At 70.8% G+C, this 10,276-nt stretch carries 11 protein-coding genes; 6 read left to right on the top strand and 5 right to left on the bottom strand.

All coding sequences use genetic code 11. The annotated features are described in order from the left end of the window. Positions 1–44 precede the first annotated feature (44 nt). Together ACWEVP_RS25135 and ACWEVP_RS25130 are read right to left on the bottom strand one after the other, a co-directional pair. Positions 45–1,970, bottom strand: a complete 1,926-nt coding sequence (locus ACWEVP_RS25135; RefSeq protein WP_452065263.1) for an ABC transporter ATP-binding protein — start codon at positions 1,968–1,970, stop codon at positions 45–47. 372 nt (positions 1,971–2,342) lie between these two features. Next, positions 2,343–2,825, bottom strand: coding sequence for a DUF1579 family protein (locus ACWEVP_RS25130; RefSeq protein ID WP_452065008.1), 483 nt, complete (start codon positions 2,823–2,825; stop codon positions 2,343–2,345). 37 nt (positions 2,826–2,862) lie between these two features. Between ACWEVP_RS25130 and ACWEVP_RS25125 the strand changes: the two genes are divergently transcribed. Continuing rightward, positions 2,863–3,309 (top strand): MarR family winged helix-turn-helix transcriptional regulator, encoded by a 447-nt coding sequence (locus tag ACWEVP_RS25125; protein WP_452065007.1) that lies wholly within the window; start codon positions 2,863–2,865, stop codon positions 3,307–3,309. Here ACWEVP_RS25125 and ACWEVP_RS25120 read toward each other — a convergent pair whose 3' ends face one another. Beyond that, complete coding sequence (locus ACWEVP_RS25120; protein WP_452065006.1) at positions 3,310–3,765, bottom strand: winged helix-turn-helix transcriptional regulator; 456 nt, start codon at positions 3,763–3,765, stop codon at positions 3,310–3,312. Positions 3,766–3,852: 87 nt separating this feature from the next. Here ACWEVP_RS25120 and ACWEVP_RS25115 point away from each other — a divergent pair, with 87 nt between their 5' ends. Both ACWEVP_RS25115 and ACWEVP_RS25110 read left to right on the top strand, forming a co-directional pair. After that, positions 3,853–4,440, top strand: coding sequence for a dihydrofolate reductase family protein (locus tag ACWEVP_RS25115; protein WP_452065005.1), 588 nt, complete (start codon positions 3,853–3,855; stop codon positions 4,438–4,440). Between the two features lie 20 nt (positions 4,441–4,460). After that, positions 4,461–4,844 (top strand): TIGR03618 family F420-dependent PPOX class oxidoreductase, encoded by a 384-nt coding sequence (locus tag ACWEVP_RS25110; protein ID WP_452065004.1) that lies wholly within the window; start codon positions 4,461–4,463, stop codon positions 4,842–4,844. Position 4,845: 1 nt separating this feature from the next. Here ACWEVP_RS25110 and ACWEVP_RS25105 read toward each other — a convergent pair whose 3' ends face one another. Together ACWEVP_RS25105 and ACWEVP_RS25100 are read right to left on the bottom strand one after the other, a co-directional pair. Continuing rightward, the gene (locus tag ACWEVP_RS25105; RefSeq protein WP_452065003.1) at positions 4,846–5,550 is read right to left on the bottom strand and encodes an MBL fold metallo-hydrolase; all 705 of its coding nucleotides are present in this window, start codon (positions 5,548–5,550) and stop codon (positions 4,846–4,848) included. 49 nt (positions 5,551–5,599) lie between these two features. Continuing rightward, on the bottom strand, positions 5,600–6,181 hold the full coding sequence (locus ACWEVP_RS25100) for a TetR/AcrR family transcriptional regulator (protein WP_452065002.1): 582 nt from the start codon (positions 6,179–6,181) through the stop codon (positions 5,600–5,602). 74 nt (positions 6,182–6,255) lie between these two features. On the opposite strand from ACWEVP_RS25100, the gene ACWEVP_RS25095 reads away from it, so the two are divergent. From ACWEVP_RS25095 to ACWEVP_RS25085, 3 genes are all read left to right on the top strand, one after another. Then, on the top strand, positions 6,256–8,682 hold the full coding sequence (locus tag ACWEVP_RS25095; protein WP_452065001.1) for a beta-glucosidase H: 2,427 nt from the start codon (positions 6,256–6,258) through the stop codon (positions 8,680–8,682). Between the two features lie 152 nt (positions 8,683–8,834). After that, positions 8,835–9,737 carry a GNAT family N-acetyltransferase gene (locus tag ACWEVP_RS25090; RefSeq protein ID WP_452065000.1) on the top strand — a complete coding sequence of 301 codons (903 nt, stop codon included), beginning with the start codon at positions 8,835–8,837 and terminating at the stop codon, positions 9,735–9,737. 96 nt (positions 9,738–9,833) lie between these two features. Next, positions 9,834–10,271: a hypothetical protein gene (locus tag ACWEVP_RS25085; protein ID WP_452064999.1), complete on the top strand. Its 438-nt coding sequence runs from the start codon at positions 9,834–9,836 to the stop codon at positions 10,269–10,271. Positions 10,272–10,276 lie beyond the last annotated feature (5 nt).

The following is a 10,276-nucleotide window of genomic DNA, read 5'->3' as shown; positions in this document are numbered from 1 at the left end:
GCGGATCGGCCCGCCGGCGGACGAGCCGGCTCGGCTGCTCGCCGCTACCTGCCCGGTGCCGGGCGTGGCTCCTCCCGGGGTGGCGTCACCTTCCTCTTCGCCCGCGGCCGCGGCACGTCCACGCCGTACGCGCGCGCCTGGATTTCGTACAGTTCGTGGTACACCCCGCCCGCCGCGATCAGCTCCTCGTGGGTGCCCTGCTCGATCAGCATTCCCTTCTCCAGCACCAGGATCCGGTCCGCCGAGCGGATGTTCGCCAGCCGGTGGGTCACCAGGACCGTCGTCCGCCTGCCGTCGTGGGACGCGCTCGCGTGCCGCAGGCCGGCGAACACCCGGGCCTCCGCGCGGGCGTCGAGCGCCGCCGTCGGCTCGTCGGCCACCAGGACCGCCGCGTCGCGGTAGATGCCGCGGGCGATGCCCATGCGCTGCCACTGGCCGCCGGACAGGTCGTGGCCCTCGTCGAACTTCTTGGACAGCACCGTGTGCTCCTTGGCGGGCAACGACTCGATGACCTCGTCCGCGCCCGAGTAGCCCACCGCTTCGCGCCACGCGCGGCCGTCCGGGTCCGCGCGGCCGAGGCGGCCCACCGTGACGTTGTTCGCCGCCGTCATCGGCCACTCCGCGGGGTCCTGCGCGATCACCGCGATGTTCGCGTGCACCGACGCCGGGTCGGCGTGCGCGAGGTCGACGTCGTCCCAGCGCACCACCCCTTCGTCCGGTGGGTAGAGCCCGGTCAGCAGCTTGCCGAGGGTCGTCTTGCCCGAGCCGTTCTCCCCGACGAGCGCCACCACCTCGCCGCGCCGGATCGTCACCGAGATGTCCCGCAGCGCCGGTCGCTGCTGGCCGGGATAGGTGAACGAGACGCCCTCCAGCCGGATCTCGCCGGGGTCGGCCGGCGCGGCCAGGCCGGCCGGCGGAGGCTGCCGCCGCACCGACTCCACCAGCAGCTGGTTGTAGAACCCGATGTAGAACGAGTCCTCGTACAGCGAGTTGACCGCGCGCATGGTGTTGGACAGCGCGGTCGACGCCGTGCGCATCGCCAGCACCGCCGTGCCGGCCAGCGCCAGCTCCATCCCGCCGGTGTACAGCAGCCAGCCGAGCACGAGGTAGGCGACGGCGGTGCCGAACCCGGCCGCCGCCCGGCCGGTCGTGCGCACCAGGTTGCTGCGGTGCGCCAGCCGGACCTCCTCGCGCGTCAGGCTGCGCGAGATGCGCCGGTATTCGCCCAGCAACGGCTCCTGCAACGTCAGCGCGTGGCGTTCGAGGGCCATCGACCGCCAGGTGGCGACCTCTTCGACGACCGACTTCCGGATGTTGCGCCCGACCGTGTCGATGAAGTGCCGGTAGTTCAGCTTCGCGATGCGCGCGGCCGCGAAGCCGTCGGCCGCCGCGGCGAGCAGCAGGACCGGCGCCAGCCACGGGTTGAGCAGCCCCGCCGTCAGCATCGCCGCCGCGAGCGAGATGACCGACGAAGTCAGGTCCGCCAGCCGGCGCAGGCTCGTCTCGATCGCCCGGACGCCGAACCGCGCGCCCTGCCGGGCCAGCTCGCGGAAGTCCGCGTCCTCGAACGCGATCAGCCCGACGCGCACGACCGCCGCCGTCACCGCGTCGTCCGCCGCCGCGGTGACGCGGGGCCGCAGCGCGCCTTCGACGGCCGCGACGGCGGAGTCGAGCAACGCGCGCGCCGCGTACGAACCGGTGACGACCACGATCGCGGGCAGCGACTGCAGCACCCGCTCCGGCGTCGGGCCCTGTTCGAGCAGTGCGGTGAAGACGTTCGCGGTGGCGAGCAGCCCGAACGCGGTGACGCAGCCCGACACGACGTGCACGAAGCCGGCCAGCAGCGTCAGCCGTGGCGAGGTCCGCCAGGCCAGCCGCAGCACGACGGCGATCGCGGCCGGCAACGCGCGCACGGCCTGGCCGAAGCCGGCCGCGGCCACGCGTTCGTCGACGCGGGCCCATTCGGGCATCTTCACGTTCTCGACCCCGATCAGCGGGGCCGGGCCCGTGGCGTCCTGGGGTGTTCCGGCGGGTCTGCGCACGGAACCATCTCTACTCCGGGGGTCTGACAATTCCGGGCTTCCGCGGTTCGCCGAGGCACCGGTGAGTGGGTGCGGACGTTAGGCCGTCCGGGTGAAAGTAATCGATTTCCCTGGGACTCCGGCGGCTTCGGGGACACACTCGCAGCAGGTGGTAAATGAGCACGGCTGAATAACTAATAATTGTTGTGAAATTGCCCCGTCGCCGGACCGCGCGGGTCCGCGGGCGTGCGAATGTGGTGCCAGAGACCGGAAACAGGTGACGTCCTCAGGCAAGGGGGGAGGGGCGTCGCCTGTTTCCTCCTATCCGTTTTCCCGGGTGTACCGGGCGCGCAGAAATGGGCTGAATTCGCGCTCTTCACCCATCCTGACATCGATTTCGTGCGTGAGCGTGTCGCCGTCCGGGGTGAGCCGGTGCCGGGCCACCCCGCGAGCGGTCCGCTTCTCGAGGACGAGCGTCGTGCCGGACCAGTCCCCGCGCGCGGGCGACTCGGGCGGGAAGCCGTAGCTGTCGAAGCCGTACCAGAGCGTCTCGCCGGTCCGCGGATCCACGGTGAAGACGTTGTGGCCCAGGAACTCCGTGCCGTCCGCGCGGAGTTGCCGGTAGTCCTGGACCAGCGCGAAGCCGTTGAGCTGCGGGCGGTACCGGCACTCGGCGCGCGCGGTCGAGGCCGGCGCCCACGGCGAAGCGGCGAGCTCCTCGGTGCCGGTCCAGTCGCCGGCGAAGGCCTTCAACGCGTCGTGCGCGGGCCCGAGGGTGGGCATGTCCATGGTCGTCGTCTCCATTTCGACAGGTACCTGTCGATGTGCGAGACTAGCACGCATGCGGTCCGAGCGAGCCGAAACGTTCACGCGGGTGATCGACGCCGTCTTCGCCTGCAACGGCGGCTTCCTGGCGGCGGGTGACGCGCTGACCGAGCCGGTCGGGCTGACCGCGGCGCAGTGGCAGGTCCTCGGCTTCATCGAGGACGGACCGGCAACCGCGGCCGAGGTGGCGCTGCGCCGCGGGCTGCGGCGGCAGAGCGTCCAGGAGACGGTGAACCGCTTGCTGCGCAACGGAATGCTCGACCGCCTGCCGAACCCGGCCGACGCGCGGGCGCCGTTGCTGACGCTGACGCGGCGGGCGAAGGCGGCGATGCGCGAACTGGGAGCGGCGCAGGTGGAGTGGGTCGAAGACGTGGCGGGAGCGGTGTCCCGGGAAGACCTGGAAACGACGCTGCGGACGTTGCGACGGCTGCGCGAGGTCGTCGCACAGCCGCGGTTGCGCTAGTCACCGCCCGGCGCCGGGGCCGGGCAGCGGGTCGACGTTGCCCGCGTTCATCAGTTCGCCGCAGTGGTTGCAGCGGAGTTCGACGCTGCTGATTTCACCGCAGGCGTGGTGGCGGTAGAGCACCGGCGGGCCGGCTTCGCCCGCGAGCCACTTGTCGCCCCAGCGGGTCATGACCATCAGCATGTCGACCAGCTCGGCGCCCTTTTCGGTCAGGACGTACTCGTAGCGCGGCCGCCGGTCGTACGGCCGGCGCTCGAGGACACCCTGGTCGACGAGGTGGTGGAGCCGCTCGGTGAGGACCTTGCGCGAGATGCCGAGGTCGGCCTGGATCTGCTCGAACCGGCTGAGCCCGGCGAAGACGTCCCGCAGGATCAGCGGCGACCACGGCTCGCCGATGACGTCGAGCGTGCGCGCGATCGAGCACGCGGCCAGTTCGCTGAAGTTCGTGCGCTGCATGAAGCCACTTTAGCATTTGGGGTTCCCTTAGGGAACTTGTACTGCTACGGTTACGGAGTCTCCTCAAGGAACTCCGAAAGGATCGCGATGAGCAAGGTCTTCAGCGCCCACGCCGTGTCGGTCGACGGGTACATCACCGGCCGCGGCGCCGGTCCCGGGCACGGCCTCGGCGACGGCGGGACGCTCTTCGACTGGTACACCGACGGCGACACCCAGAGCCGCGTGTTCGACTTCTTCAAGCTCAGCGCACCGAGCGCCCGCGTCTTCGACGAGCTGGCGGGGCGCGTCGGAGCGATCGTCGCGGGCCGGAACACCTACGAGGACTCGGACCACTTCGGCGGCGGCAGCCCGCACCCGGGCGCCCCGCTCTTCCTGCTCAGCCACCGGCCGGCACCCGAGCTGACTCCGCGGCAGACGCTGGTCGGGGACATCAAGGAGGCCATCGAGGCCGCCCGCGAGGCGGCCGGCGGCAAGGATGTCGGCCTGATGGGCGGCGGGGTCCTGACCTCGGCGCTGGCGGCGGGCCTGGTCGACGAGGTTGTCCTCCACCAGGTCCCGGTCCTGCTCGGCGGCGGGCGCTCGTTCTTCCAGGAGCTGCCGTCGCACGTGCGGCTGCGGCTGGTCGAAGCCGTCCCCGCGCCCGGCGTCACCCACCTCCACTACTCGGTCGCCTGAACCCACTCAAGGAGAAAGTCATGCTGAACGAAGACGTCCGCCGCATCATCTCGACTAACGTGGTGGCTCACCTGGCCACCGTCCTGCCCGACGGGGCGCCGCACTCGGTCCCGGTCTGGGTCGACCCGGAGGGCGACCACATCGCGATCATGACGGGCCCGGACTCGCGCAAGGCCCGCAACATCGAGCGCGACCCGCGCGTGGCGCTGTCCCTGACCCCGGCGGACAACCCGTTCGAGCCGGTGATCATCCGCGGCCGCGTGGTCGAGTGGATCGACGGCGACGCGGGGTGGGCGATCGTCGACCGCATCGCCACGAAGTACATCGGGCAGGGCTATCCGCGGGAGCAGGTGCGGGTGGTCGGGCTGATCGAGGTCGAGCGGCAGAGCATCGGGATGGGCTGACCTACTTGCGTTTTCCCCAGCGTTCGTCGTCCGGTTCTTCGCCGCGCCGCAGCGTCTCGAGGTAGGCGCGGTCGGTGGCGAAGCGGGCCGCGATCTCTTTTCCTTCGGCGACGGAGCCGTGGCCGGGGATCAGGACGTCGACGTCCTTGGCAGCCGTTTCGAGCCGGTCGAGCGCGGCGGGGTAGGCGTCCTCCTGGCCGGAGCGGCGGGGGTCGAGAAGCGGGATGAGGACGTCGGAGAGCATGTCGCCGGCGAGCAGGACACCGCGGTCGGCGAGCAGCAGGGCGGCGTGGCCGACGGCGTGGGCGTCGTGCTCGATCAGCTCGCCGGGCAGGGGGTTGCCGGCGGGCAGCGGGGTGACGAGCGCGACCAGGTCGAGGGGGATGTCGGGCGCGGTCTCGGCCGCCATGGCCTTCGCGCGCTCACGGGCTTCGGTGGCGAGTTCGGCCGCGGGGGCGGTGGCGTAGCGCGGGACGTCGCCGAACCGGGGGTGCCAGAGCAGGTGGTCGAAGTGCGGGTGGGTGCAGAACCCCGCGACGACCGGGAGACCGAGCCGGTCGAGGTCGTCGGCGAGGTCGTTCAGCTCGGCACCGGTGATGCCGGGGTCGACGAGGACCAGGCCGTCGTCGGTGCGGATGACGGTCGTGTTGCTCCAGACCCACTCGCTCTGCCGGACCCAGACGTCGTCGGCGACCTGCTTCAGCATCGGACCACGGTGTCAGGTGGTTCGGCCGGGCGCAATCCCGTCGAGGGCGTCAGCCCGGTTTGACGCCCAGCAACGTCAGGAACGTGCGGAACCCGGCCGACATGTCGACCTCCGACGGGTCCAGCAGCCACTGCAGCTGCAGCCCGTCCAGCACCGCGATCGCGATCGGGGCCAGCTGTTCCGGTGTCGTTCCCGGTGGCAGCTCGTCCCGGTGGCGCTCCAGCATCTGCGTCATCCCCGCGCGCACCCGTTCGTACCGGTCGTGGAAGTACTCCCTCGCCGGGTGGTCTTCCGTGACGCTGTCCGCCGACAGCACCGTGTACGTCTGGACGATCCCCGGCCGCGTGGCGTTGTAGTCGACCAGGTCGGCCAGCTGGTTGACCGTCATCGCCGACTCGTCACCCGGCGGGGCGTGCCCGAAGTGCAGCAAGTCCCACTCGTCGCGGGTCTCCAGCACCGCGGTCAGCAAATCCTCCTTCGTCGGGAAGTAGTGCATCAGCCCCTGCTGCGTCAGCCCGACGCGGTCGGCCACCGCCGCCAGCGAAGTGCCCCGGTAGCCGCGTTCGGCGATCACCTCGAACGCCGCTCGGACGATGCTCGCGCGGCGGTCGGCGCCCCTGGCCCGGGTCATGATCCCGAGCCTACGGGACTTGCTGTCACGAAACCGTAACGTTCGCTACTCATCGCCAGGTACAGTAGGCGCTCATGAGCTTCGACGTCGACGCGCTGCTGGCCGGGCTCGACCTGGACGCCAAGGCGAGCCTGCTCGCCGGCCAGGACGTCTGGAGCCTGCCCGCCTTGCCGGACATCGGCCTGGCTTCCCTCGTGCTCTCCGACGGCCCGGTCGGCGTCCGCGGGGTCCGGTGGAGCCCGGACGACCCCTCGGTGACCCTCCCCAGCCCGACGGCGCTCGCCGCGAGCTGGGACCCGCGGCTGGCCGTGCGCGTCGGCCGGCTGCTCGCGCAGGAGGCCCGTCGCAAGGGCGTGCACGTGCTCCTCGCCCCGACCGTCAACCTCCAGCGCTCGCCGCTGGGTGGCCGCCACTTCGAGTGCTACTCGGAAGATCCCCTCCTCACCGGGATGATCGGCGCCGGCTACGTCACCGGCGTGCAGGACGGCGGGGTGGCCGTCACGGTCAAGCACTTCGTCGCCAACGACTTCGAGACCGAACGCTTCACCGCCGACGTCCACGTCGGCGAGCGCGCGCTGCGCGAGCTCTACCTCGCGCCCTTCGAACTCATCGTCCGGCGGGCGAAGCCGTGGGGGATCATGGCCGCCTACAACAGTGTCAACGGCACCACGATGACCCAGCACGCCGAGCTCCTCAACGGCGTGCTCCGCGACGAATGGGGCTTCGACGGCTTCGTCGTGTCCGACTGGCTGGCCGCGCGCGACACCGTCGCCTCCGCCAACGGCGGCCTCGACGTCGCGATGCCCGGCCCCCGCACGGTTTTCGGCGAACGGCTCGCGGAAGCCGTGCGCGGCGGCGAAGTCGACGAAGAGGTCGTCGACGACATGGTCCGCCGCGTGCTCCTGCTGGCCCACCGGACCGGCGCGCTCGGCGGGAGCGCCACCACGGCACAGTCCACTGTGGATGGGGAGGCGATCGCGCGCGAGGTCGCGCACCGGTCGTTCGTGCTGCTCAGCAACGAAACCGGGGTGCTCCCGCTCAAGCAGCCGCAGAGCATCGCCCTGATCGGCGCGCTGGCCGCGGACCCCAAGATCCTCGGTGGTGGCAGCGCCACCGTGTTCCCGGACCACGTCGTCTCCCCTCTCGACGGCCTTCGCAAGGCCGTTCCTCCTGGCACCGACCTGGCGTTCGCCATCGGTGCCGATCCGCGCACGACGCTACCGCCGGCCACCGACAATTTCCGGCTCCGCGCGACCGCCAAAGCCGCGGATGGCACCCGATTGGCTGAATTCCCGCTCAGGGAAGCCAAAATCGACTGGATCGGCGAGCTGCCGGACGGGCTCGACCTGGCCACGCTCGCGTCGGTCGAGATCCACGGCACCTACCTGCCGGAACGCGGCGGCACGCACACCTTCGCCGTCACCGGCCCCGGCGACCTCCGCCTCACCGTCGCCGGCCAGACCCTCTTCGACGGCGTCAACCTGCCCGAAGGCGGCGACGTCTTCACCTCGATCATGCAGGTGCGCGAGCAACGCCGGGAGATCGAGCTGACGGCGGACGAACTGGTCGAGGTCAGCCTGACCTACTGGATCCCGTCGGAGATGGCGGAGTTCGCGCGCGGCACGTTCGCCTGGGTGACCTTCGCGCTCGGCCACCGCGGCCCGGTTCCCGCGCCGGACGCCGCCCTCGACGAAGCCGTTGCCCTGGCGGCGAAGTCGGACGTCGCCGTGGTCGTGGTCGGCACCACCGCCGAGGTGGAGAGCGAAGGCTTCGACCGGACTTCCCTGGCGCTGCCGGGGAGGCAGGACGAACTCGTCGCGCGGGTCGCGAAGGCCAACCCCAACACGGTCGTCGTCGTCAACGCCGGCTCCCCGGTCGAGCTGCCGTGGCGCGCCGACGTCGCCGCGGTGCTGCTCACCTGGTTCCCCGGCCAGGCGGGCGGCGACGCGCTCGCCGACGTCCTCTTCGGCCGCGAAGAACCCGGCGGCCGCTTGCCGACGACGTGGCCGGCGAAGCTCGAAGACGCGCCGGTCACCGACGTGACACCGGAAGAGGGCGTTCTCGAGTACGGCGAAGGCGTTTACATCGGCTACAGCGCCTGGGCGCGCACGGAAACGCGACCCGCGTACTGGTTCGGGCACGGCCAGGGCTACACGACGTGGGTGTACGAGGAACTCGACGGCTACCCGGACGACGAAGGCGGCGCACGCGTCCGAGTCCGCTTGCGCAACTCCGGGACGCGCCGGGGCCGCGAAGTCGTCCAGCTCTACCTGGCCCCGACCGAGCGCGGCGACCGGCCGCCCCGCTGGCTGGCCGGCTTCGCGAGCGTCGAAGCCGGGCCGGGCGAGGCCGTCGAGACCGACATCGTCCTCACGCCGAGGTGCGCCGAGGTCTGGCGCGACGGCTGGCAGCACATCGCCGGCGAGTACGTCCTGGAGGCCTCGCACTCCTACGACCAGCCGCGGTTGAGCACGCGGGTCGTCCTCCAGAAAATACGTTGACGCCCGGTGCAGGAGGCCCTAGCTTCACGCAGGCACCCATGATCAGCGAAAGGAGGTGGGACCGATGATCACGCAACCGATCACGCGCTCCCACCCCGGATCGAGGGTGCCGGGTCTGTAGACCGGGAGCGCACTTTCCCGGAAGGACCTCCGTGACCGAACTGGTCATCCGCCCGCTCGAAGCGGGCGAAGAAGCACTGTTCACCTCCCTGCCCGACTGCGGTCTCGTCGGCCGCAAGCTGCTCGGCGACGACTTCACCGAGATGGCGGCGAAGGGCGAGTACCGGCCCGGGTGGGTCTGGGTCGCCCTGCGCGACGACGTCGTCGTGGCGCGGGCCGCTTGGTGGGGCACACCGAAAGACGAGACGCCGATCGCGCTCGACTGGTTCGACTTCACCGACTTCGACGCGGGCGTCGAGCTGCTGAAGAAGGTGCCGCTGCGTGCGGAGTACTCGCTGACCACGCCGCCCGCGTGGCAGGACGACCCGGACGTCGCGCACGAGGTCGCCATCCGCCTCGAAGCGGCCGAGCAGGCGGGCTATCGCAAGCTCGTCGAGCGCTACCGGTTCTGCTGGACGCCGGAAAACGGCCTGCCGGAGAAGCCGGGCCGGCTCGAGTTCCGGCCCGAGCCGGACGACGACGTCATCCTCGAGGTCTTCAAGCGCGTGCACGTCGGCAGCCTCGACGCGCACGTCCGCAAGACGGTCGAGGAGCACGGCCTCGACGCCGCCGCCCAAGAGGACCTCGACATCATGAAGTGGATGCCGGCGCCCCGAGACTGGTGGCGGCTGGCGTACACGCCCGACGGCGAGCTCGTCGGGCTCACGCTGCCGAGCCGCAACGCCTACGACCCGGTCGTCGGCTACATCGCCGTGGTGCCCGAGCAACGTGGGAAGGGCTACGCCTACGACCTGCTGGTCGAGGCCACGCACGACCTCGTCGGGTACGGCGCGGAGCGGATCGTCGCGGGCACCGACGTCGGCAACGTCCCGATGGCCAGGACGTTCGCCAAGGCCGGCTACCCGGTGACGCAGCACCGCATCGACCTCGTCTGAGCCGTCGCTTTCACGTGAAAGTGCCGCGCGGCACTTTCACGTGAAAGCGGCACGCGGTACTTTCGCTAGAGCGATCTATCAAATCGGGGGTTCGAGATGGACGTTCTGCACGAAAAGGGGCTGACACCGCTCAGGGTGATCCTCGGCTTCTCGCTGCTCAGCACCGCGCTGCACTACGCGCACAACGTCGTCCGGGCGGCGGACTACCCGCAGGTCCCCGGCATTTCGGTGCCGGTCACCCAAGTCGTGGTCGCCTTCGCCTGGGTGCTGTTCACGGCGTTCGGCTGGCTCGGCTACCGCGCCTACCGGCAGGGCAGGTACCCCCGTGCGCTCGCGTTCCTGCTGGTCTACTCGCTGTCGGGGCTCGCCAGCGCCGGTCACTTCCTGGTCGGCGACGTCGACGTCCCGGCGTTCTGGTTCGCCACGATCTTCACCGACTCGGCGGCAGCGCTCGCCCTGTGGGTGTTCGTAACGTGGGCGTGGTCGGTGCTCAACCGGGTGACCTCGCGAGATCAAGTTTCTACACAACATTGACGTTC

The organism is Amycolatopsis sp. NPDC003865 (assembly GCF_053605345.1).
The sequence above is the reverse complement of the archived record's forward strand: the minus strand, read 5'-3'. Positions and strand labels throughout refer to the sequence as shown.

What these genes read in the sequence shown, in the direction of transcription:
- ACWEVP_RS25105 (WP_452065003.1), bottom strand. Translation starts at nt 5,550, where the DNA reads ATGCTGAAGCAGGTCGCCGACGACGTCTGGGTCCGGCAGAGCGAGTGG.
- ACWEVP_RS25110 (WP_452065004.1), top strand. Translation starts at nt 4,461, where the DNA reads ATGCTGAACGAAGACGTCCGCCGCATCATCTCGACTAACGTGGTGGCT.
- ACWEVP_RS25130 (WP_452065008.1), bottom strand. Translation starts at nt 2,825, where the DNA reads ATGGAGACGACGACCATGGACATGCCCACCCTCGGGCCCGCGCACGAC.
- ACWEVP_RS25115 (WP_452065005.1), top strand. Translation starts at nt 3,853, where the DNA reads ATGAGCAAGGTCTTCAGCGCCCACGCCGTGTCGGTCGACGGGTACATC.
- ACWEVP_RS25095 (WP_452065001.1), top strand. Translation starts at nt 6,256, where the DNA reads ATGAGCTTCGACGTCGACGCGCTGCTGGCCGGGCTCGACCTGGACGCC.
- ACWEVP_RS25125 (WP_452065007.1), top strand. Translation starts at nt 2,863, where the DNA reads ATGCGGTCCGAGCGAGCCGAAACGTTCACGCGGGTGATCGACGCCGTC.
- ACWEVP_RS25085 (WP_452064999.1), top strand. Translation starts at nt 9,834, where the DNA reads ATGGACGTTCTGCACGAAAAGGGGCTGACACCGCTCAGGGTGATCCTC.
- ACWEVP_RS25100 (WP_452065002.1), bottom strand. Translation starts at nt 6,181, where the DNA reads ATGACCCGGGCCAGGGGCGCCGACCGCCGCGCGAGCATCGTCCGAGCG.
- ACWEVP_RS25135 (WP_452065263.1), bottom strand. Translation starts at nt 1,970, where the DNA reads ATGCCCGAATGGGCCCGCGTCGACGAACGCGTGGCCGCGGCCGGCTTC.
- ACWEVP_RS25120 (WP_452065006.1), bottom strand. Translation starts at nt 3,765, where the DNA reads ATGCAGCGCACGAACTTCAGCGAACTGGCCGCGTGCTCGATCGCGCGC.